General features: G+C 41.0%; 14 protein-coding genes. 9 read left to right on the top strand and 5 right to left on the bottom strand.

Going from position 1 to position 23,892, the window contains the following annotated elements; all coding sequences use genetic code 11:
* Nucleotides 1–208: 208 nt before the first annotated feature.
* The 3 genes from smc (at nucleotide 209) to KF872_09865 (ending at nucleotide 6,107) form a co-directional block, all read left to right on the top strand.
* A complete protein-coding gene (gene smc, locus KF872_09875) occupies nucleotides 209–3,748 on the top strand; it encodes a chromosome segregation protein SMC (protein MBX2903852.1) in 3,540 nt (1,179 codons plus the stop codon).
* Between the two features lie 35 nt (nucleotides 3,749–3,783).
* Nucleotides 3,784–4,488 (top strand): glycosyltransferase, encoded by a 705-nt coding sequence (locus KF872_09870; protein ID MBX2903851.1) that lies wholly within the window; start codon nucleotides 3,784–3,786, stop codon nucleotides 4,486–4,488.
* 89 nt (nucleotides 4,489–4,577) lie between these two features.
* On the top strand, nucleotides 4,578–6,107 hold the full coding sequence (locus KF872_09865; GenBank protein ID MBX2903850.1) for a sodium-dependent transporter: 1,530 nt from the start codon (nucleotides 4,578–4,580) through the stop codon (nucleotides 6,105–6,107).
* A gap of 157 nt (nucleotides 6,108–6,264) precedes the next feature.
* Here the strand turns inward: KF872_09865 and KF872_09860 are convergent, their stop codons facing one another.
* A complete protein-coding gene (locus tag KF872_09860) occupies nucleotides 6,265–7,404 on the bottom strand; it encodes an acyl-CoA dehydrogenase (protein MBX2903849.1) in 1,140 nt (379 codons plus the stop codon).
* 151 nt (nucleotides 7,405–7,555) lie between these two features.
* Between KF872_09860 and mutS the strand changes: the two genes are divergently transcribed.
* A complete protein-coding gene (gene mutS, locus KF872_09855; GenBank protein ID MBX2903848.1) occupies nucleotides 7,556–10,183 on the top strand; it encodes a DNA mismatch repair protein MutS in 2,628 nt (875 codons plus the stop codon).
* Here mutS and KF872_09850 read toward each other — a convergent pair.
* Together KF872_09850 and KF872_09845 are read right to left on the bottom strand one after the other, a co-directional pair.
* Nucleotides 10,180–11,130 carry a GSCFA domain-containing protein gene (locus tag KF872_09850; GenBank protein ID MBX2903847.1) on the bottom strand — a complete coding sequence of 317 codons (951 nt, stop codon included), beginning with the start codon at nucleotides 11,128–11,130 and terminating at the stop codon, nucleotides 10,180–10,182. The genes mutS and KF872_09850 overlap by 4 nt on opposite strands.
* Before the next feature lie 84 nt (nucleotides 11,131–11,214).
* Entirely contained in the window at nucleotides 11,215–15,246 is a 4,032-nt protein-coding gene (locus KF872_09845; protein MBX2903846.1) for a T9SS type A sorting domain-containing protein, read from the bottom strand.
* 167 nt (nucleotides 15,247–15,413) lie between these two features.
* Here KF872_09845 and pdhA point away from each other — a divergent pair, with 167 nt between their 5' ends.
* The 3 genes from pdhA (at nucleotide 15,414) to KF872_09830 (ending at nucleotide 18,724) form a co-directional block, all read left to right on the top strand.
* A complete protein-coding gene (pdhA, locus tag KF872_09840; GenBank protein MBX2903845.1) occupies nucleotides 15,414–16,406 on the top strand; it encodes a pyruvate dehydrogenase (acetyl-transferring) E1 component subunit alpha in 993 nt (330 codons plus the stop codon).
* A gap of 47 nt (nucleotides 16,407–16,453) precedes the next feature.
* Nucleotides 16,454–17,161: a tetratricopeptide repeat protein gene (locus KF872_09835; protein ID MBX2903844.1), complete on the top strand. Its 708-nt coding sequence runs from the start codon at nucleotides 16,454–16,456 to the stop codon at nucleotides 17,159–17,161.
* A 138-nt stretch (nucleotides 17,162–17,299) separates the two neighbouring features.
* Nucleotides 17,300–18,724, top strand: a complete 1,425-nt coding sequence (locus KF872_09830; protein ID MBX2903843.1) for an HD domain-containing protein — start codon at nucleotides 17,300–17,302, stop codon at nucleotides 18,722–18,724.
* A gap of 17 nt (nucleotides 18,725–18,741) precedes the next feature.
* On the opposite strand, the gene KF872_09825 is transcribed toward KF872_09830, so the two are convergent.
* Nucleotides 18,742–20,409, bottom strand: coding sequence for a S41 family peptidase (locus KF872_09825; GenBank protein MBX2903842.1), 1,668 nt, complete (start codon nucleotides 20,407–20,409; stop codon nucleotides 18,742–18,744).
* A gap of 11 nt (nucleotides 20,410–20,420) precedes the next feature.
* Entirely contained in the window at nucleotides 20,421–22,091 is a 1,671-nt protein-coding gene (locus KF872_09820) for a S41 family peptidase (GenBank protein MBX2903841.1), read from the bottom strand.
* A 164-nt stretch (nucleotides 22,092–22,255) separates the two neighbouring features.
* Between KF872_09820 and KF872_09815 the strand changes: the two genes are divergently transcribed.
* Both KF872_09815 and KF872_09810 read left to right on the top strand, forming a co-directional pair.
* Nucleotides 22,256–22,588 (top strand): DUF2304 domain-containing protein, encoded by a 333-nt coding sequence (locus KF872_09815; protein MBX2903840.1) that lies wholly within the window; start codon nucleotides 22,256–22,258, stop codon nucleotides 22,586–22,588.
* A gap of 10 nt (nucleotides 22,589–22,598) precedes the next feature.
* Nucleotides 22,599–23,891: a collagen-like protein gene (locus KF872_09810; protein ID MBX2903839.1), complete on the top strand. Its 1,293-nt coding sequence runs from the start codon at nucleotides 22,599–22,601 to the stop codon at nucleotides 23,889–23,891.
* The last annotated feature ends 1 nt before the right edge of the window (nucleotide 23,892 follow it).

Genomic DNA, 23,892 nt, shown 5'->3' with positions numbered 1-23,892 from the left:
AATGACAATAATTTTACACAGTCTATTTTTTAACCCAAACACGCAATGTGAATTAGGTGTGAAAAAGAAAAATAAACACACAAAAAAAGAACACAATTTATTGATTATCAATAAGAAAAAAGCACTTTAGAGTGTTTATTTTTTCAAGCCTCTTTCACAAATGATTAGTGTACATTCGCCTTCCATTTTTTTAAAAGCATAAAACCGTATGCAACTAACTGCGCTCGAAATTAAAGGCTTCAAAAGCTTTGCCGAAAAAACAACCATTCACTTCAACAATCGCATTACAGGCATTGTGGGGCCAAACGGCTGCGGCAAAAGCAATGTAGTAGATTCTATTCGCTGGGTATTAGGCGAGCAAAAAACCAGTATGCTCCGCTTAGAAAAAATGGAAAACCTCATTTTTAATGGCACACGCCAGCGCAAACCCGCAGGACTTGCAGAAGTAAGCCTCACCTTCGAAAACACCAAAAACGTTGTTAGCAGCGATTACAAAACCATTACCATCACCCGCAAACTATTTCGCGATGGAGAAAGCGAATACCGCTTAAACGATGTCCCCTGCCGCTTAAAAGACATTACCGGACTGTTTATGGACACAGGCGTAAGCAGCGACTCCTATGCCATTATTGAACTCGGAATGGTAGATGAAATTTTGAACGACCGCGACAACAGCCGCAGAAAACTCTTTGAACAAGCAGCAGGCGTTTCTAAATACAAAAAGCGCAAAAAAGAAACCATAGAAAAACTAAAAAGTACCGATGCCGATTTAGAGCGCGTAAAAGACCTACTTTTTGAAATTGAAAACAACTTAAAAACCCTCGAAAAACAAGCACAAAAAACCAAAAAGTACTACGAGCTAAAAGACGAATACAAAAACCTAAGTTTACTCCTTGCAAAATTTTCGTTGCGCGATTACAAGTTTGCCTATAAACACTTAGAAGAAGACAAACAAAAACAAGAAACCGCCAAAACCGAAATAGAAGCCGCCATTGCAAAAGCCGAAGCCGCATTAGAAAAAGAAAAACTCGACAACATAGAAAAAGAAAAAAGCCTCTTTGCAATTCAAAAACAACTAAACGAATTGCTCAGCGGAGTAAGCGATAAAGAAAACGAGCGCAACCTCCTAAACTCGCAATTAAAATATGCACGCGACAAAGCCGAAACAGCACAGCGCTCCATTATAGAAGCCAACGACCAAATTGAAAAACTAAAACTATCGGTAGAAAAACTACAACTCGAAAAAGACAGCGAAAACTACCTACTAGAGCAAAAACAAGCCGAAGTTACCACGCTCGAAAAAGAACTATCCGAAATTAGAACACAACACAACACACTAAAAGACACCTTAGGAAACGAACAAAAACTCTATGCCGAAAAAGAACGCCAAATTTTTGAACTCGATAAAAAACTGGCTGTAAATCGCTCCAGCAACGAAAGCCTCCAACGCGACCTCTTCCAAAGCGAAGAAGACGTAGTAAACAAACGCAAAGAATTAGAAAAACTACAACAAGAACTCAACACCCTAAAACAAGAAAAAGAAACAGCCGAACAAAAATTAGAGCAACTAAGAGCCGAAGACGAAAAAAACAAAAAGCAATTAGCAGAACTCGAACAAAAGGTTGAAAAAAAACGCCAAGAACTCACAGCCGAAACACGCCAGCTCGATGCCAAGCGCAACGAATACGAACTCACCAAAAGCCTGGTAGAAAACATGGAAGGCTTCCCCGAAGCCATTAAATTCTTAAAGAAAAACGCCAAGTGGGGCAAAAACGCACCACTCCTAAGCGATATTATTTACTGCTCCGAAGAACACCGCATAGCCATAGAAAATTTCCTAGAGCCGTACCTAAGCTACTATGTAGTTCAAAATTTTGAAGAAGCCCTGGCAGCCGTAAACCTCCTCAACGATGCCTCCAAAGGAAAAGCCAACTTCTTTATCTTAGACGATTTCGAAAAATACCAACCCAAGCAACCGGTGCTAATTCCTGGCGCAAGAGCCGCCACAGAACTGGTTGAATTAGATGCTAAATACAACAAGTTAGGCGCGTTCTTACTCGACCGCGTTTATATGCTAGACGACAGTAAAAATTTCAATACCGCAGATCTAAACACACAAGAGCAAAAAGTAGTATTGCTCACCAAAAGCGGTCGCTTTGTACGCCAAGATTTTTCGCTGAGCGGAGGCTCTGTTGGCCTATTCGAAGGCAAAAAAATAGGTCGCGCAAAAAACCTCGAAAAACTTCAAAAAGAAATTGCCACCCTCGAAGATAAAACACGCAAACTACACACAGAAGTAAGCGAACTGCAAACCAACGTAAACAACCTAAAAGCCAGCCCGCTACCTAAAGAAATAGATACCCAGCGCAATTTAGTATCGCAACTCAGCAACCGCTTCTCGGCATCGCAAGCAAGCATACAAAGCCTCGTTAAATTCTTAGAAAGTGCCGATGCCAAAAGCAAAAGCATCACCGAGCGCTTAGAACTCCTGCGCAACGAAGTAAGCGGAATAAACGAACAACTCACCGATCTGCGCAGCCAACAAGCCAACATGAAAACGCTGCTCGAACAAACCGATAAAAACTTTGTAGAACTCACCAACAAACTTAGTGAAGCATCTTCGCGTTTCAACCAAAAAAATATTGAGTTTCACCAGCAACAAAACAGAGTAAACACCATTGCACAAGAACTCAACTTTAAAAACTCGCAAGTAGAAAGCCTCACCACACAACTCACTCGAAACAACCAAGTAATTACAGAGTGCAACCAACAAATAGAAGCATCTACCACCAAATTAAAAGCAATAGAAAGTGAACTCCTCTCCGGCTATTCCAACAAAGAAGGATTTGAAAAAGAAGTAGCCGATGCCGAAAAAACTTATTACGATTCTCGTGCTACCATCAACGACTTAGATGCCGCATTGCGCGAAGAAAACAGAAAGAAAGAGCAGATAAACACACTCCTTTCTTCTATAAACGAAAAATTTACCGAACTAAAACTAAACCTTACAGGTCTGCGCGAGCGCTTAAATGTAGAATTCAACGTAAACATAAACGACATTATTAATGAAGAAATTGAAAGCAACTTCTCTAAAGAAGAACTAGAAACAGATGTGCAAAAAATGAAAAAACGCATCGAAGGCTTTGGCGAAATAAACCCAATGGCAGTAGAGGCTTACGATGAAATGAAAACCCGCTACGACTTTATTATTACACAACGCAAAGATTTAGAAGATGCCAAAACATCGCTCCTAAATACCATTAAAGAAATTGAAGACTCTGCAAAAACACAGTTTACCGATGCATTCGATAAAGTGCGCGAAAGCTTCATTAAAGTATTTAGAACACTCTTTAGCGAAGAAGACCAATGCGATTTATTCCTTGTAAATCCCGAAGACCCACTCGAATCTAAAATTGAAATAATAGCCAAACCCAAAGGCAAACGCCCAACGGTAATAGACCAACTTTCGGGTGGCGAAAAAACACTTACGGCAACAGCACTACTCTTTTCGCTATACCTGCTAAAACCGGCACCATTCTGTATTTTCGATGAAGTAGATGCTCCATTAGACGATACCAACATTGCCAAATTCAATAAGATTATACAAGAGTTTAGCAAAGACTCGCAGTTTATTATTGTTACACACAACAAAAGCACCATGAGTGCAGTAGATGCCATTTACGGTGTTACCATGCCCGAAATGGGCGTAAGCCGCGTAGTGCCAGTGAGCTTCAGCAGTTTAAATTAGGCAATACCACTTCAAAATAATTTATTTGAAGTTGAATGGAGTATTCGCTCAGCATTGTTATACCGTGCTTTAATCCCCGCCAACATTGGCTCGAAACCGTATTGGCTTCGTATCGGGAAATCCAAAAAATAGAACCAGCCACCGAACTCATTATCGTAAACGATGGCAGCACACAAAACTTTCCCCACATCACCGCAACTCAACTCAACGCCATAGCAAGTTGCACCTGCATCAGCTACCCCAAAAACGAAGGAAAAGGATTTGCACTGCGCCAAGGTGTGGCAGCTAGCAACGGCACTTTTGTAATTTATACCGATGTAGATTTTCCATACACACAAGAAAGCCTTATTCAAATTTTACAAACACTAAAAGCCGGAGCCGATGTAGCGGTTGGCATTCGCTCTAAAGCATATTACAATGCCATCCCAAAATCGCGTGCATTCATTTCCAAAATACTGCGCTTTTTTATTCGCACCATGCTTGCTATTCCCACAGACGATACGCAATGCGGCCTAAAAGGATTTAACCAAAAAGGGAAAGCAGCGTTTATGCAAACCACTATTAAGCGTTACTTATTCGATATGGAGTTTGTAAAACTTGCCGCATTACAACAACTACAAATTAAACTATGCGAAGTACACTTAAAACCAGGTGTAGAAATGGCAGCCATGCCTGTAAAAATACTACTACAAGAATTTTCAAATTTCATTAAAATCTATTTCAAAAAAACAACTGTTTGAAGCAACCTCCATACATAAAAATCTACATAGCATGGAAGTTTATTTTTTATATTCTTACAGCTAAATATCATTTTTAAAAAATAGCGTAAATGACACAGCAACAAGAGAACTGGGGATCGCGTATTGGTTTAATTTTAGCAATGGCCGGCAATGCAGTTGGCTTTGGAAATTTCTTACGTTTCCCTGTTCAGGCGGTGCAAAATGGCGGTGGAGCTTTTATTGTTCCTTACCTGGTTTGTTTGCTACTCATGGGGCTTCCTTTGCTTTTTGTAGAATGGAGCATGGGGCGTTTTGGAGGTAAACACGGGCACCACTCCACACCATTTATTATGGGCGCTATGGATAAGCGCGCCTTTTGGAAATACATTGGCGTATTCGGCATTTTCACCAACATAGCAGTAGCTTCTTATTACTGCTATTTAGAATCTTGGACGCTCAGTTACATGTATCATAGTTTAGCAGGTTCATTCTCAGGAAAAAGTGCAGACCAAATTGCAGCATTTTTTGGCGATTACATTGGATTAAAAACCATGGAGCCTGTACTATTTTGGGTATTCTGTCTTTTCTTAAATGTATGGATTCTTTCGCGTGGGTTAGAAGGCGGAGTAGAGAAAGCAGCAAAAATTGGAATGCCGCTGCTCATTATGTTTGGCGCATTTATTGCCATAAAAGGAGTAACCATAACTGCCGGAAAAGATGGTGCCATTTTTGATGGCACTGTGGGCTTAAACTTCTTATGGACACCCGATTTTTCTACCATTTGGTCACCTAAGGTTTGGTTAGCGGCTGCCGGGCAAATTTTCTTTACACTCTCGGTAGGCATGGGATCAATTCAATGTTATTCTTCGTACCTAAAAAGCAAAGACGATATTGCGTTAAACGCCATGAGTGCGGGCTGGATGAACGAGTTTGTGGAAGTGGTGCTGGGGAGTGCCATCATTATTCCAATATCTATTGGCTACTTAGGCATAGATAAAGTAATTGAACTTACCAAAACAGGCGGTTTAGGATTGGGGTTCAAAACCTTACCGTACTTATTCCAACAATGGGGAAGCACCTTTGCCGTGGTGGCAGGTGCAATGTGGTTTGGGCTGTTGTTCTTTGCCGGCATTACTTCTTCTTTGGCCATGGGCACACCTTGGATAAGTTTTATGCGCGATGAATTTGGATGGAAAACCAACCAATCTGCATGGCTTTTTGGAATTATTGTGCTGCTGCTCGGCTTTCCAACCGTTGTGTTCTTTAATGAAGGTGTATTTGATGAATACGATTACTGGGCGGGCACAGTTGGATTAGTAGTTTTTGCCTTAGCAGAAATCATTCTATTCTCTTGGGTTTTTGGTATAGATGAGGGCTGGAAAGAAATAACCGAAGGTGCAGACATTAAGGTTCCCATAGTGTTCAAGTATATCATTAAGTATGTTACACCTCTCTTTATTGGTGCTGTTTTTGTAGGCTCTTTGCCGGATATTTACAACAAAATAACCGGAGAGTCTTCGGTGTATATAAACATGTCGCGCTTATTGCTGCTAGTAGTTTATGGCTCTATTTGCGCTATGGTTTATACTGCCTACAACAAAAGAGTAAAAGAAGGACGATTTATCAAAAAGCACTCCTAAAAATACATGCAAATATCGGTACAACTATTTGCCGACTCGGCAATGTAAGCATCCAATCTTCATTATCAAATTTTAAAAAAAATGCACCAGCAGTTTCTACTGCTGATGCATATTAGTTGAGTTGTATGAAACAGTTAATACTGCCGTTTTATACTAATTAACTGGTTACTCCACGCGAAATTACAATACGCTGTACCTCGCTGGTGCCTTCATATATTTGAGTAATCTTAGCATCGCGCATAAGTCTTTCAACATGGTATTCTTTTACAAAGCCGTATCCACCGTGAATTTGCACCGCTTCAACTGTATGCTTCATTGCTACTTCGCTGGCATATAGTTTAGCCATAGAGCTTGCTATATCATAATTTTTGCCTTCGTCTTTTAACGTAGCTGCTTTATATACCAACAAACGTGCAGCTTCTATTTCGGTTGCCATATCTGCCAATTTAAAAGCAATGGCTTGGTGATTAATAATTTCCTTATTAAATGCTTTACGCTCTTTAGAATACTGCACGGCCAATTCGTAAGCGCCCGCAGCAATACCAAGTGCTTGTGCGGCAATACCAATTCTACCACCGCTTAGGGTTTGCATGGCAAATTTAAAACCGAAGCCATCCTCACCAATTCTGTTGGCTTTAGGCACTTTCACATTATTGAATAGCAGTGTATGCGTATCCGAAGAGCGAATGCCTAGCTTATCTTCCTTTCTGCCTATATCAAAACCCTCCATTCCTTTTTCAACTATCAATACATTGATGCCCTTATGCCCCTTTTCGGCATGGGTTTGTGCAATTACTAAATATACAGACGCTTTACCGCCATTGGTAATCCAGTTTTTTGTTCCATTTAGTAAGTAATATTCACCCATATCAACTGCCGTAGTGCGCTGGCTGGTAGCATCGCTTCCTGCTTCCGGTTCGCTTAAACAAAAGGCTCCCAATTTTTCGCCTTTTGCCAATGGCACCAAGTATTTTTGTTTCTGCTCTTCGCTTCCATATTTTTCTAATCCCCAGCAAACCAACGAATTGTTTACACTCATGGTTACGGAGCAAGAATTATCTACTTTAGAAATCTCTTCCATTGCCAGCACATAGCTTAAAGTGTCCATGCCGCCACCGCCATAGGCCGGATCTACCATCATACCTAAAAATCCAAGCTCTGCCATACGCTTTACCTGCTCGGTCGGGTATGCCTGTGTATCATCTCTTTCAATTACGCCCGGCTTGCATTCGTTTTGTGCAAAATCGCGTGCAGCCTGCTTTATCATTTGTTGCTCTTCGGTTAATTCAAAAAACATATTGTATAATTTTATGCAGCGCGAATATAACTTTTGGTTCAAGAATTTTGGTTGAAACCATTACTTAGTTAAAGTCATTTCACTTCACATTTTTTCCACACCACCCAATTAAGTATTTCAAGCCAACAAGAATAAATGCTTCTTTGCGCTCATGGCAGTGCAAAAAAGCGGAGAAAAGAGTGTAGTAGCGGAGAACGAAACTCCTCTTATGAAGCAATACAACCAGATAAAAGGAAAATATCCCGATGCCATTCTACTTTTCCGTGTAGGCGATTTTTACGAAACTTTTGCCGATGATGCCCGAAAAACAGCCGCCACTTTAGGAATTGTACTTACAAAAAGAAGCAACGGCAAAGCCAGCGAAGTAGATTTGGCTGGCTTCCCGCATCACGCTTTAGATACCTACCTTCCTAAATTAGTAAAAGCAGGACACCGTGTTGCTATCTGCGACCAACTAGAAGATCCCAAACTCACCAAAACCATTGTAAAACGAGGCGTTACCGAAATGGTAACACCCGGCATTGCTTTGGGCGATAGCCTTACCGATAACCGCAGCAACAACTTTTTAGCTGCCGTTTATTTTGAAGGATTACAATTTGGTGCTGCCTTTATAGATGTTTCTACCGGAGAGTTTTTTGTGGCAGAAGGCAACCATGCTTACATAGACAAACTATTGCAAAGCCTTGCGCCTGCCGAAGTATTATACCAACGAAAAACCGAAAAAGATTTCCATACACTTTTTGGAAGCAAGCTTTATTCCTACCGCCTCGAAGACTGGATTTTTAATTTCGACAATGCCTTAGACGCACTCCTAAAACTATTTGGTACACACTCGCTCAAAGGCTTTGGAATTGAAGATGAAAAAGTGGGCATTGTTGCTGCCGGAGCTATACTGCAATACTTAAAAGATACCGAGCACCATCAGCTAAGCCACCTTACCAAAATTACACGCCTGCGCGAAGAAAAATATGTATGGCTAGATAGGTTTACCATACAAAACTTAGAACTGGTAGAGCCTGTACACCGCGATGGAAAAAGTTTACTGGATGTACTAGACCAAACCGTTTCGCCTATGGGCAGCAGGCTACTGCGCAGATGGCTGCTATTGCCTTTAGTAGATGTGCAAGCCATAGAAAACCGCCTTGACATGGTGGCATTTTTCCTTACCAACGAAACACTTTTAACAGAACTCAAAAGCCTCCTAAAAAATATTGGTGACCTCGAACGCATTACTGCAAAAGTGAGTTTGCAAAAAATTTCACCGCGCGAAATGGTTCAACTAAAACGTGCTTTGCAATCTATTGCCGCTATCCAAAAGTTGCTACAACAGCAAGCAAATGAGCAAGTGCTTGCCATTGCACACCAACTTAATCCATTACCTGCATTGGCAGCTAAAATTGAAGCCGCACTATTTACCGATGCTCCTGCCATGCTCAACAAAGGCAATGTTATCAATAGCGGCTATCATGCAGCATTAGATGAACTGCGTGCCATACAAACCAGCGGAAAAGATTTCATTGCCGGCATACAAAAAACTGAAATAGAGCGCACCGGAATTTCATCCTTAAAGATTGGATTCAACAATGTGTTTGGTTATTATTTAGAAGTAACCAATGCCCATAAAAATAAAGTGCCCAACGAATGGATTCGCAAGCAAACGCTAGCCAATGCTGAGCGCTACATTACACCGGAGCTAAAAGTATATGAAGAAAAAGTATTGGGCGCCAGCGAAAAAATACAAGCACTCGAAGAAGAACTTTTTAATGCACTGGTGCAGTTTACCAAAGACTTTGTTGTAAGCCTGCAACTGAATGCAGCACTTCTAGCCTCATTAGATTGCATAATGTGTTTTAGCCAATGCGCCACTGCTTACGGCTATTCCCGACCAACCATCAACAATTCTTTGGTAATTGATATTAAAAGCGGCCGCCATCCTGTTATAGAACAGCGCCTACCATTTGGCGAAAGTTATATCCCCAACGATGTATTTTTAGATTGCAACAACCAACAAGTATTGGTAATTACCGGCCCCAACATGGCCGGTAAATCTGCACTGCTCCGCCAAACGGCACTAATTGTATTGATGGCGCAAGCAGGCAGTTTTGTACCCGCCACACACGCTACTATTGGCTATGCCGATAAAATTTTTACACGAGTAGGTGCCAGCGATAACCTTTCGGGCGGAGAATCTACTTTTATGGTAGAAATGAACGAAACTGCAGGAATTATGAATAACCTTTCGCAGCGCAGTTTAATTCTACTAGATGAAATTGGAAGAGGCACTTCTACCTACGATGGTGTTTCTATTGCATGGAGTATTGTAGAGTATTTACACAACAATGCCAATGCACATCCCAGAACACTCTTTGCCACACACTATCACGAACTGAATGAACTTGCAGAAAAATACAAACGCATCAAGAATTTTCATGTGTCGGTAAAAGACACCGGAGGCAAAATTATTTTCTTACGAAAACTCGAAAGCGGAGGTAGCGAACATAGCTTCGGCATTCATGTGGCTAAAATGGCGGGAATGCCTCCAGCTGTATTAAATCGCGCCAGCGAAGTACTGCACGAATTAGAGAGCAAACGCGTACATAACGATACGCGCCAACACGTTAAAAGCATTTCCCCCGCTTTTCAACTCAGTATTTTTGAAACTGCCGATCCCACGCTTAAAAACTTGGGCGAAACACTTGCAGCCTTAGATGTAAACACCCTCACTCCTATCGAAGCACTCATAAAACTACACGAACTGAAAAAACAATTAGGAAACTAATCTAAACAAGCCATTGGCAGTAATTGCTTTAAAGCATCTTTTTCTGCTGCTACCTTCTTTAAAAATTGCTGCTGCGCCTCTGCATCTGTACCTACCAATTTATGATTCTTCATGGTATAAAATGCAGCTACCCGCTGGTTGAGTTTTGTGGTAGTTTCACTAAAAACAGCAGTGCCAAACTTTTCCCATATATAGTTTACAGCTTGCGCATTGGGATGTATTAAATCATCCTTCATAAAACGATACTCCCGCAAATCATCTATCACCAGCTCATACGCGGGAAAATAGTTGCAATTGCTGTGTGCTTCCACCATAGCTTCTACCGCAAGCAATAATGTTGCTTTTGAAAGTTGATTTTCATGCATTCCAAAATTCAAATAGCGAACAGGGCTAACCGTAAATACTATTTGCATGGCAGGATTCAATTCCAACAACTGTTTCAATACAGGCGTAAATGCATCAACAATGGCACTGGGAGTTAAACGCTTTTTCTCAAAAAACGATGCCGGAATTTTATGGCAATTTGCCACCACACTTCTTGTTTCTTTCCATTCATATACATTGGCAGTGCCGAGTGTAATAAACAAGTAATTGCATTTCTTGAGCGCTATATGCAATTGCTTATTGCCCCTTTGCAATGCCGCAACCAACTCACCACGGTTATCCGAAGCAAAACTTCCATGATGCGCCAATGAATAATATCGCTGCTTATATTCAATCAAAGTAGTTGCAAATTCATAATCGGCATCCAATGCTTGGCTTAAAATAGAAGCTATGGAAATAGGATTAAAGATAACGCCAAATGGATTCACCAATGTTTGAAAGCCGTGCTTTAAAAAACAACTGCCCACTTCATCGGCAAAACAAGAACCAATAAACACCAGTGAATGCTCATGCGAAATTTGGAAACCAAACTTCTCTATTGCCATTTCTGTTCTAAATTTCATTCTCCAATGTTCAAGTAATTTATTAAAAAAGAAAAGCCGCTTGACAATAATATCAAGCGGCTTTAAATATCCATTTACTAAAAACTAGCGTTGTATAGATATTTGTTTAGTATAGAATGCTCCCGCAACTTTTACACGAACACTATACAAACCTGCGGCAAAGCCGTTCATATCTAAGCTGATAACTTCGTGTTTAGCAGCAGCAATGTTTTGTACTAAAACTAATTTACCAAAGGCATCAAATACTTCAACGCCAATTGGTTTTTCATTTTCCAACTCAACCTCCAAATTAGCAGCGCCTACAGTTGGATTTGGATATAAGCTAATTCTTCTTACTCCAGAAACCACACCTTCTACACCACTTACAAAATTGATGGTATCAGTTAATACAAATGTACAATTATTGGCATCGGTAACTGTGAGTGTATAAACTCCAGCAACAGCCGTAAGGTTTTGTGCAGTATCGCCATTGCTCCAAGCATATTGGTAGCTTGGTGTTCCACCTGTAGCTGTTACAGTAATGGTACCATTGGTAGCACCAACCTGGTCGGTAGCAACAGAAGTAGCAGACAAGGCCGATGCAGGTTCACTAACTGTATCTTGTGCAGTAGTTGTACATCCGTTTTTATCGGTAACGGTTACAGAATAACTTCCTGCAGCAACACCACTAACCGAATCGGCAGTACCGGAATTGCTCCATGCATAAGTATAAGCAGGCTCTCCGCCTTGTACAGTTACAGTTACAGAACCGGTGGCATTGCCAAAACATTTAACATCGGTTGCAGTAGTTGTAGCTGTTAAAGCAGTAGTAGAATCTGTTACCACATATTGTGCAGATATGCTTGAGCAGTTATCGGCACTGGTAATGGTAGCTTGGTATTGTCCTGCACCAACATTTGCCAATAAAGAATCATTAGTTCCATTGCTCCAGTTAAATGTAAATGGAGCTGTTCCGCTTGCCATTGTAATAGCAACAGAACCATCTTGCTGTCCAAAACATTTTATGTCTTCAATAGTTACACTGGCAATATCAGGTATTGCAGAAACCGAAGCTGTATCGCTAAAAGTGTAACAACCATTTAAAGTATAAGTAACAATGTAAGGTCCGCCCACTCCGGCAATACTTGGATCGAATTCATTTCCGTTATTCACACCAGTACCAGAGAACACACCTCCCGGAGTTGCAGGATACAATGTTTCGGCAGATGCATCTTCACAGTAAACAGCCTGAGCCATGCCAACAAAGCTGGCATCCTTTGCAGGTGCTTCCTCTAAGAAGAAACTAGTAGTATCTGTAGATTGACCAAACCAAGCATTAGGAGCCAATTGTACATAATAGAATTTACCCGGTACCAAACACTCTACGGTATCAATAAAAGCTGAATACTCTTCACTTCCTGCAGTTAAGTAGTTTGGATCATCGTCATTTGCAGCCAACAAAGTATAACCGCCTAAAGTTGAATCTGCCAATCCGGCACAATCACTTGCATCCCATAATGCCAAGCGGTTATCGCCACCCGGAGCTCTCATATACACTCTACCGGATGCTGGTGCTTGGAATTTTAACCATACAGATTGAGCTACATCTGCATCGCACCATCTGGTTTGAACTTCGCAACTATCGCCCAAAGGACGAACTTCATTAGCAGAGGTAGTATAAAGCGTAAAATCAAAAGGTCCATTCTTACCCAAATTAGCTGTAATGGCATTACAAGGCTCATCGCCAGAAAGTGTAATTACAATAGAGAATGTATCTGAATAAGAAGAAGCGCAACCATTTGCCAATACTTTAACACGGCCATAGAATGTACCTACCGCGTTTAGCAATAAAGTTAAAGAATCGTTATCTACACCCAAAACTGTAAAAGGTCCTGTTGGGCTATTTGAAATTTCCCAAGAGAAGTTAGTTCCTGAATAGCCGTTCACAACAAACACTCCTGTAGTATTTGCCTCTGCGCTATCCGGTCCTGAAATGGTTCCTCCCACAGTTGGCGTATTACATGGAGGAGCCGCTGTAACTTCAATTGTATAATCCTCTGTTTCGCCATAACCATAGGTACCACAAGCAGCTGGAGCAGAACCTTCTCTAAACACTACACGCATGGTGGTAGAACCCAACTTAGCAGAATCTGGTACACTTACAAGCCCTACAGGAATAGAAGCGCGTGCTGTTGTAGGCCCAAAGGTATAAACAGTTTCATCTGCATCTGCAAAATCGCCATCTTGGTTCCAATCAACAAAAACACCTAAATAACCAGCGTAATGTGTACCTCCACAATAACCATTCTTTACAGTAAGAGGATATTGAACCAATCGCTGTACAGTGGTAGAGAGATTGGTATAATCTGTATAGGTTTGGCATGTACTAAGTGGTGAGCCTGTAACTATTGTATTAAAAAATACAGAGTCAATTTTAGTATCGGCAGAATTAGTAGCATAAGAGGCACAATAGCAAAGTTTTGTCTCCAATTTTACTGCATTAGAAAAAGTAGAATCTATACATGTTACTTTCAATCTATAAAACACAGGTGCAGTAACCGGTTGTGAAGTTACAGAAGCTAAAGTTGCACTTGGCACATCGCTCCAACTTAAAGAATCGGTAGAAACCTGCCACTGCAATGAAGCGCCCAATTCGTATCCTGTAGCACTTAAAACAGTAGAATCATTAGCACATACTTTTGTTTTATTTGCTGTAACAGTTCCTGCTGCCGGTGGATTGGTACAAGTTACCGGACCGGATAGTGTTACTGTGTAATCTTCAGTTTCTCCATAAGAAGCACTAGTGCAAGAACTTCCTAAAGTTAGAGTAGTGCTATACACATATCTAACGCGCAACCTTGTTTTTCCGGGAGTAATACCGGCAGGAATTGTAACAAGATTATTGGTTGCCGTAGCGCTAGCAGCAATACTGTTTGAAATTAAGAAAAACTCATTACTATCGGCAAAGCTTCCATTTTGGTTAAAATCTATCCATATAGCTGCTCCGTGTGTACCTGAACCAGTGCCAGCAGTTACCGAAGCTGAATATGTTACGCCTTCAATTAAAGTAGTAGTAAATTGGCTTTCAGGATAGTTAATATAACTATTTGCTTGTCCATTACATCCTGAACCGGAATTCACCAACGAACTAATTGAAAAAGAATTTATAAGGTCATTTAAAGAACATCCAGAAGAAAGAGGTGGAACACAATAGCAAGCTGTTGGTGCACTTATGCCCACGCCCAACACATTAGAGATAGCGGAATCTGTACCACACTTTACAACAACTCTGTAGTATGTTTTTGTGCTAATAGTATCAGTTGTAGTAGCGGCATTGGCATTGTATGGCTTATTTGTAAACACCAAGCTATCAGACGATTTCTGCCATTGAATGGTAATTCCGGCAACTCCTGAAGTTTGCCCACTTAACGAAAGGCTAACAGCACTACCTGCACACACCGAAGCCGGACCACTTACCGTGCCCGCAGTTGGAGTGCCAGAACAAGTTGGTGCTGGTGCAATTGTTAATTGGATATTAGTCCTAGCACTACCCAAAGTACCGGTTGAAGAAGGAGGGGTATTATCTGTCTGCCAATATTGGAATGAGTTACTGCCTTGAGTGCTGTATCTAAACTGTTTTCCGTATTGCCCCTCAATACCAGTACTTCCACCATTAGTTTCTACCAGTACTACTAAATTTTGAGTACCATTATAAAAGAAAGTAGAATCTAAAGTTGTAGTAATCCAAGCACCCGCAACTAAATCTGTAGCATAAATATTGCCGGAAAACACCAACGAGGCAGAAGCTATTTCGCTAGCATACGTAGCGGCTGAGCCAAACGAAGCAGAAGGCGAATGTTTTAAGTAAATTTTCACCGGAGTAGAATCTGCCGGAGAAGAAAGTGACTCTACATAAAAACCCAAGGCACTTATTGTTCCGGGATAGCCAACTTCAGCCGCAGTATAAATGGCTGCCGAACGCTCATAGCCCCACCAATTACCATAAGGTTTTCTTCCAACGGTACTATTTCCCGTACCTGCGGTATTGGCAGCAGGTATAGTTACCACCTGCGCAAAACCGTAACTTAAATTGAGTGCCATAAGCAGCACCATCAATTTTCGTAAAAAATTACCCATACTCAGAATTTTTAGTTTAAAAGTGGCTGTAAACATACACCAAAAAAAAGCGAGTTTTAGTCTTATGTGTATAAAAAAATAAGATTTAAACTGCCTGCTCCGCAATTCTAACTGCACAAGTATGGAGTTTACACTTTTTTCCTTACGTTTGCCAACCTTTTTTAGAAGTGGCAACAAAATTCACAAAAGAAACTTACCTATATTGGTACGAGCTTATGCTGCGCCTGCGCAAGTTTGAGGAGCGTGCCGGTATGCTATACGGGCAACAAAAAATTCGCGGCTTCTGCCATTTATATATTGGGCAAGAAGCAGTAGCGGCAGGTATGATGACGGCACTCCGTGCAGACGACCGCGTAATTACAGCTTATCGCGATCACGCTTTAGCCATAGCTAAAGGTATTTCTTCGCGTGCTGCCATGGCAGAATTGTTTGGTAAAGCAACCGGATGCACACAAGGCAAAGGTGGCTCTATGCACTTCTTTTCCAAAGAACATAACTTTTTTGGCGGACACGGAATTGTGGGCGCTCAAATTGGCTTGGGAGCCGGCATTGCGTTCTCAGACCAATACTTAGATAAAGACAACGTAACCATTTGCTTTTTTGGCGATGGTGCAGCACGCCAAGGCATTCTGCACGAAACATTCAATATGGCAATGATGTGGAAATTGCCAGTAATTTTTGTTTGCGAAAACAACGGCTATGCCATGGGCACTTCGGTGAAAAGAAGTTCAAACGTTACACAAATTGCAAAACTAGGCGAAGCATACGATATGCCATCAGAAAGTGTAGATGGTATGAAATGCGAAACCGTACACGCAGCCATAGAAACAGCTGCAGCGAGAGCGCGCAAAGGCGAAGGTCCTACTTTCTTAGAAATTTGCACCTACCGCTACAAAGGGCACAGCATGAGCGACCCTCAAAAATACCGCACCAAAGAAGAAGTAGAAACCTATAAAAAGTTAGATCCGATAGAAACCACCTTAGAAACTATCGTGAAAAAGAAATGGGCTACTCCCGAAGAAATAGAAGCAATTAGCGCTAAAGTAGATGCCGAAATAGACGATTGTGTACAATTTGCGGAAGCATCGCCTTACCCAAGCAACAATGAATTATTCAACCATATTTATGTGCAGCAGGATTATCCTTTTATGACCGAATAATTTAAAACGCCTTCAAAAAAAACAATAAAAAATTCAATCCAATAAACATGTCTGAAGAATTAGAAAAAGAAGTTCAGGAAGTAGAAACAACCACAGCAAATGCTGCTACAAACAGTGTAGGCTTTTTCGATAAAGTGCAACACTTCTTTGAAGAAAAACAACAATTGGTAACCTATGGCGGAGCCGGATTATTGGTAGTAATCGGTGCATTGGTTTTTGTATTTATGAAATGGTTGCCCGATCGCAATTTAAAAGCACAAAAAGAAATGTTTCATGCAGAACTGGCTTTTGCAAAAGATTCATTTAATGTGGCATTAAACGGCAATGGAGCCAATAAAGGCTTTTTAGAAATTGGGAACAAATACAGCTTTACCAAAGCCGCTAATCTTAGCAATTACTATGCCGGTATTTGCTACTTAAACTTAAAGCAATACGATAATGCTGTAAAATATCTCGATAAATTCAGCACTTCAGACCCAATTTTAGGTGCAGTAAAGTTAAATGCCATTGGCGATGCTTATTCAGAATTGGGAAAAATGGACGATGCCACTTCTTACTACAAAAAAGCAGCTTCGTTCTCTAAAAACGAAGTATATACACCTTACTTCCTTTTCAAAGCAGCATTGGCTTACGAAAAGCAAAAAAAATATAGCGATGCCAAAGCCTTGTTAGAAGAAATAAGCACCAACTATCCTAATTCAGACGAAGGTCGCGAAGCAGAAAAATATTTAGCACGAGTAAACGCTGCCATCTAAGCGCATCGCTACTTTGCAAACAAAGCCTTTGTTTCTTTCCAAATTAAAAGAAACGAAGGCTTTTTAATTTTTGCCAGCTGCATCGCACTTTTAATATGGCAACAAAAAAAATCTTAGCCTACTTTCATCGCTTGTTGTATGCAAACAAAAATAGACTTATCGCATCCCGTTTTTGAAGCTGTAAAAAAAGCCGCAGCCAAACTACAAGTAGAAACCTATGTGGTAGGCGGCTATGTACGCGACCAATTACTTCAGCGCCCATGCAAAGATTTTGATTTTGTATGCGTAGGAAGCGGCATAGAATTGGCTACCGCCACAGCCGCAGAGCTAAGTGCCGATATTCACCCTGTGGTATTTAAAAATTTTGGCACAGCCAACTTTAAATGGCACGGAGCAGATGTAGAATTTGTGGGCGCACGAAAAGAATCGTACGATAGAAACTCCAGAAAACCCGCAGTAGAAGAAGGCACTTTACAAGACGACCAAAATCGGAGAGATTTTACCATAAATGCACTCGCGGTTTCACTAAACGCTCACAATTACGGAGCATTGCTAGATAGCTTTGGCGGCATTGCCGATTTAAACTCCAAAACCATACGCACACCGCTCGACCCCGATATTACTTTTAGCGATGATCCCTTGCGCATGATGCGTGCCATACGCTTTGCCACACAATTAGATTTTGAAATTTTTCCTGAAACGCTGCAAGCAATCCAGCGCAATGCCGAGCGCATTCATATTATTTCGCAAGAAAGAATAAGCGATGAACTCAATAAAATTATCCTTGCAAAAAAACCTTCAAAAGGGTTTATCTTATTGGAAGAAACAGGTTTGCTAAAAATAATATTTCCCGAATTTCAAGCATTGAAAGGTGTAGAAAATTATGAAGGCAAAGGGCATAAAGACAACTTTTTTCACACACTGCAAGTATTAGACAATATTACACGCACCACCAAAAATCTTTGGCTGCGCTGGGCTGCCGTTTTGCACGATATTGCCAAACCACCTACCAAACGGTTTGTTCCCGGAGAAGGGTGGACTTTTCATGGACACGAAGTACTTGGCAGCAAATGGGTTCCCAAGATATTTAAGCGCATGAAACTACCCATGGGAACCGAAATGAAGTTTGTACAGAAAATGGTATTCCTGCACTTGCGCCCCATTGCACTCACTAAAGAAGAAATAACCGATGCTGCCTTAAGAAGATTATTGTTTGAAGCCGGAGATGATATTGAATCTTTACTTATGCTCTGCGAAGCCGATATTACCACTAAGAACAAACAAAAAATGGTTCGCTACTTAGAGCGCTTTGAGCGTGTGCGAGAGAAGCTGAAAGAAGTAGAAGAAAAAGACCGCATTCGCAATTTTCAACCTCCGGTAAGTGGTGAGCTTATTATGGATACATTCAACATTGCTCCCGGAAAGGAAATAGGCATTATTAAGGAAGCAATTAAAGAAGCTATTTTAGAAGGTACTATTCAAAATGATTTTGAACAAGCCTTTGCTATGATGCTAAAAATGGGCTCCGAAATGGGACTAAAAAAGTCTAACAACAAGAAGTAACCTTTTAAGGTGTATCCTTATTTCTTAGCGCTTAATATTTCATTGTACTTAGGCATATCGTTTAGTATTTCTAATGCTTTAGCTATGCGGTCATCGCTAAGCATTTGCCGCTGTTCAAAGCCTGCATCAAAATAATAACGACCAACAATTTCTGCTTCTAACAAGGCTGTAATTTCCTTTCTGGATTTTATTACATCTTGCTGTTTATCGTGTGCCAGTTTTGCTTTTATGGTTTCGTATTTTTCTTTAATAGCATCGAAATACTTTTCTTCTTCAGCTGCATTCTTCAACTCTTCCAACAACTTTTCGCTTTCAGTTGAATAGGAGTAATCTTTATTCTGAATAAACTGTAGAAACGCACTAAAATCTGCATCGCTCAACTTAAAATCTTTGGGAGAAGCAATGCCTTTATGTTGCAATGCAAAAAGTGTTGCATAATCGAAGAGTAAATGTTTTGCTTCAAGTTGCTGTGCAATTTTGCTGATTTCCTTTTTGGGAATCACCACATCCGGATCTATGCCGCCACCATCGTAAACAGTTCTTCCTGCTTTGGTTTTAAAAGCTGTCTTCAACGAGTCGGGAATACGCTTTACGCTACCATCGGTATTTTTCTCGGCATAGTTTATTGCCTGAATACACCTGCCGCTTGGTATGTAATACTTTGCGGTAGTAACTTTTAAAACAGTGTTATAGCTTAGGTTTTTAGTTATTTGCACCAATCCTTTTCCATAAGTTTTTTGCCCCACTACAATACCGCGATCTAAATCTTGTAAGCTGCCCGAAACAATCTCGGATGCCGAAGCGCTCATATTATCTGTAATTACGGCAATGGGAATTTTGGTATCGGTAGGAGCATCTAAGGTTTTAAAGGAAGTATTCCATTCCGGTACTTTACCTTTGGTAGATACAACCAACTGATTTCTGTCTATAAATATGTTTACAATCTTAACTGCTTCTTGCAATAACCCACCGGGATTTCCGCGCAAGTCCAATATCAAACTTTTCATTGCCGGATTGCTGCGTTTTAAACTATCGAAGGCATTCTTCACATCACGCGCTGCATTTTCATTAAAGATTTTAAGGCGTACCACACCTGTATTTTCTGTAATCATACCAAAGTAGGGCACATTTGTTTCTTGCGTTTCTATTCGCGAAAGCGATAATGTTTGCGTTTCGTACTTTTCTGCAGCAATTACTTTTTCTACCTTAATGCTCATGGTTGAGTTGGGCTGCCCACGTAGGAATCGCTCAACATCTTCTTTTGCTTTTCCTTTAGTAACCGTGCCATCTATTTCAATAATTCTATCTCCGGGTTTTAAATTGCTTTCATACGCAGGCAAGCCTTTTTCTACATGGGTAATTACAGCAATACCATCTTGCATTTCTACCTTAACACCTATGCCACCAAATTTTCCGGTTTGCTCCATGCGGGCAGTTTCTACCTGGCTTTGGCTAAAATAGTTGGTATATGGATCGAGTGTTTTAAGCATGCCGTCTATAAGGTTGCGCATGAGCTTGCTCGGATCTTGCTCATCTACGTAAGAAACATTTACCTCGCGGTACACCGCTGCCAGAATATCTAAGTTCTTGGATATTTGAAAGTAGCGGTTTCCAAAGGCATACGATGCAAACAATACAGTTGCGCCTACTGCTACTATTCCTATTTTCTTTATTGAAAAATTCATTGCTCGTTCGTTTACTGCTTGTTTAAAATTTGGACTACTCGGCTGGGTGTATTGATTACTTCCACTGCTTTTCTTAAATCGGTATCGTAATGGTTTTGCACTTCGCTCCTACCTGTATTTAAATAGTAGCGCGAAGCAATTTCTTCTTCTAAAAACATTTGTATTTGCTTCTTCTGCTTAAATAAATCTTGCTTTTTATCGTAAAGAATTTTTTGATGAAGCGAATCAAACTCTGCTTGAATATTATCGTAGTAATTTTCTTGTTGAGTTGCAGCTTTAAATCCTTCAAGAATTTTTTCGCTGCGTGTGGTATAGTTGTGCTCTTTGCTCGAAACCCATTTTACAAAATCGTTGTATTCGGCATCGGTTAAGCGAAAATCTTTAGCTGCCGGAATGCTGCTGTGTTTTGCTCTATACTCGGTGGCATAATCAAAAATATAATTGCGGGCATACAATGTAATAGTAAGGTTGTGAATTTTCTCCGGCTCGGTCTTAATATCCGGCTCAATTCCTGCACCATCGTACACCACTCTTCCTGCTTTGGTTTTAAAGGCTGTGCGCAGCGAATCTGGCACGCGGGTAACTCTTCCGGTACTATCGCGCTCGGCATAGTTAATGGCTTGAATACATCTACCACTAGGAATATAATACTTGGCTGTAGTAATTTTTACTTTGGTATTGTACGGCAACGGTTTTGTTGTTTGCACTAATCCCTTACCAAAAGTTCGCTGCCCAATAACAACGGCACGATCTAAATCTTGCAAGGAGCCTGCAACTATTTCTGCAGCGGAGGCTGAATTGCCATCGGCCAAAACCACCATAGGTAATTGGGTATCTACTGCATCGGCAAATGTTTTCCGCGCATACGTGTCTTCTTTGCTTCTTCCTTTTACACTTACAATTTCAGTATTTCTATCTACAAAAACATTGGCGGTATTTATAGCTTCGTCTAAAAGACCTCCCGGATTGCCGCGCACATCCAACACTATACCTTTCAGTTTCTTGGCTTTTGCCATTTCTTGCAATGCACTTCTAACTTCTTGTCCTGCCCGCATGGTAAAGTTGGTTAGCCTAATATAAGCAATGCTGCTATCTACCAATCCGTAATAAGAAACATTGCGTATTTTAATTTCTTCTCGCTGTAACTTCACGGTAAGCTCATCCTCTTTACCTTCGGCATTCAATCGTTTAATTTTCAATAGTACTTCTGTACCTGGTTTGCCTTTCAACAATTTACTTACATCATCGGTTTTGTAGGCGCGCACACCCTTCCCATCCACCTCTATCACTCTATCGCCAGCACGCAATCCACCTTTGGCTGCCGGAAAACCTTCATATGGCTCGGTGATAATTACATACTCATCTCTATTGCCAATAAGCGCACCAATACCGGCATACTTTCCGGTGGTTTGCAGGCGGTAATCTTCAGCATCTTCTTCGGCAATGTAGTTTGTGTATGGATCTATTTGGTTTAGCATACTCTCTATGCCGGAGCGCACCAAACTTTCGTGATCTAATGTATCTACATACAATGTATTCAGTTCCTTATAGAGTGAACCAAAAACATCGAGGTTTTTATTGATGTCGAAAAAGGAAATGTTGGTAAGAGAAATACTGCCAATTGCGGCAATGGCAATTACACCCACCATTATCTTGCCTTTAAGGCTTTGGAATACCTGCATAATTCTACCGTGCTTTTATACCAAACGGCTTTAAGGCGAAGATGTTATTAAAATTGCAACGCACAAAAAAATGAAAGTTGAAAAAGGTTTTTTAAGAAGTATTGCCTACCAAGTAAATGATGTTGCATATTGCTTTTTTGCTTGCAATAGCATAAGTTTGGGCAATGCTTATACAGGTAATTCTTACCGTACCCTTATTGTTATTGGGTTTCTTTCTCTTAACCCGATTAAGGCAGCAAATTTTTTATAGAACATTATTTATTGGCATTGCTGCTATCGGAGTTTTTTTTGTATTGAATCCAGGAATTACCACATCGCTGGCACATGGGTTGGGCGTAGGCAGAGGTACCGATTTAATTCTATACCTAAGCGTACTTTTCTTCTTTATGTTTTCGATGCTGATATATGCCAAACTACGAAAAACAGAAGCTGTACAAACCGATTTAGCAAGGCAGCTATCCATTATTTCCGCGCAAAAATTTCCTTCAAAAGAATAAATTATATTACATGAATAAAAGGTTACTTTCTGTATTGTTTTCCTTTAGTACCATATTACTTTTTAGCCAAAACAATATTGGAATTGGCACTGCCAATCCGGATGTTTCTTCGGTGTTAGAGTTATCTGCACAAGATAAAGGCTTTTTGGTGCCGCGACTTACGCAAACTCAAAGGCAAGCCATTTCTAATCCGGCAACAGGCTTATTGGTATTTGATTTAACTGCCTCTTGTTTTTACTATTTTGATGGAACTTCGTGGCTATCATTATGTAACCAACCCGGCATACAAGGAGCCACAGGACCTACCGGAGCACAGGGTGTAACCGGAGACACCGGCCCTACTGGAGCGCAAGGCGTGCAAGGTGTTACGGGCGACACAGGCGCGCAAGGCATACAAGGTATTACCGGAGCTACAGGTCCCGGAGCTATTTGCGGAACAGCTGCAGCTAACTATATCGCTGTTTTTACTTCGCCTAGCGATTTATGTAATTCCGTTTTGTATCAAAATGCCAATAAAGTTGGAGTAAATAATAATAACCCAAATGTGGCACTCGATGTTTCTTCCGGCAATGATGGCATTGCCTTTCCACAAGGCTCTACGGCTCAACGCCCTGCCACAGCTACTGCCGGAACGCTGCGGTGGAATAATACACTAAGTAGCATGGAGGTGTACGATGGCACTCAATGGTTCAACATCAATACACCGCCTATAGGAAGCACTTATGTTCAATGGTTTAATGCTGCCGATCCTAATGCCATTTACCCCGGTACCACTTGGGTAAAAACCGATATGCAAAACGGTGAGTTTATTCGTGCTGTTGGTGGTGCCGCCAATGTAGCTTCCGGGGGCGCACTTACCGGTACGCTACAAGCCGATGCAGTAAAAGACCACACGCATACCGCAAGCGGAACGGCTGCGGGTGCAGGCGTATTAACTACTTCTAGCAATGGTGCGCATACACATTCCGGCACCACCTCGGGTGCTAACCCCTTCAGCGGGAATACTTGGATTCCTTATGATGATAATTTATCGTCCGATGCAAGAGATATTAGCATGAACGATAATCCTTCTACGTGTGGCAGCACTTGGGATGGCAGGCATACCGTTGGAAACTTTATGGGCAGATTGAGCGATAACTGCATGGGGCATAACCACACATTTACAACTTCTAGCGATGGAGCACACACGCACTCTATTGCAGACCATACTCATACGCTTAATATTGCAGTAAACAATGGTGGTGGCGGCACAGAAACACGTCCGGCAAACGTGGCTGTAATTTTTTGGCGCAGAACCAATTAAA

This window comes from Chitinophagales bacterium (assembly GCA_019638515.1).
GTDB lineage: Bacteria > Bacteroidota > Bacteroidia > Chitinophagales > LD1 > UBA7692.
Note: the sequence above shows the minus strand (reverse complement) of the source record. Positions and strands in the feature narration are given on the sequence as shown.

Bases quoted from the DNA above. Each gene is read 5' to 3' on its own strand.
- smc (MBX2903852.1), top strand. From the start codon at position 209: ATGCAACTAACTGCGCTCGAAATTAAAGGCTTCAAAAGCTTTGCCGAA.
- KF872_09870 (MBX2903851.1), top strand. From the start codon at position 3,784: ATGGAGTATTCGCTCAGCATTGTTATACCGTGCTTTAATCCCCGCCAA.
- KF872_09865 (MBX2903850.1), top strand. From the start codon at position 4,578: ATGACACAGCAACAAGAGAACTGGGGATCGCGTATTGGTTTAATTTTA.
- KF872_09860 (MBX2903849.1), bottom strand. From the start codon at position 7,404: ATGTTTTTTGAATTAACCGAAGAGCAACAAATGATAAAGCAGGCTGCA.
- mutS (MBX2903848.1), top strand. From the start codon at position 7,556: ATGGCAGTGCAAAAAAGCGGAGAAAAGAGTGTAGTAGCGGAGAACGAA.
- KF872_09850 (MBX2903847.1), bottom strand. From the start codon at position 11,130: ATGAAATTTAGAACAGAAATGGCAATAGAGAAGTTTGGTTTCCAAATT.
- KF872_09845 (MBX2903846.1), bottom strand. From the start codon at position 15,246: ATGGGTAATTTTTTACGAAAATTGATGGTGCTGCTTATGGCACTCAAT.
- KF872_09835 (MBX2903844.1), top strand. From the start codon at position 16,454: ATGTCTGAAGAATTAGAAAAAGAAGTTCAGGAAGTAGAAACAACCACA.
- KF872_09830 (MBX2903843.1), top strand. From the start codon at position 17,300: ATGCAAACAAAAATAGACTTATCGCATCCCGTTTTTGAAGCTGTAAAA.
- KF872_09825 (MBX2903842.1), bottom strand. From the start codon at position 20,409: ATGAATTTTTCAATAAAGAAAATAGGAATAGTAGCAGTAGGCGCAACT.
- KF872_09820 (MBX2903841.1), bottom strand. From the start codon at position 22,091: ATGCAGGTATTCCAAAGCCTTAAAGGCAAGATAATGGTGGGTGTAATT.
- KF872_09815 (MBX2903840.1), top strand. From the start codon at position 22,256: ATGCTTATACAGGTAATTCTTACCGTACCCTTATTGTTATTGGGTTTC.
- KF872_09810 (MBX2903839.1), top strand. From the start codon at position 22,599: ATGAATAAAAGGTTACTTTCTGTATTGTTTTCCTTTAGTACCATATTA.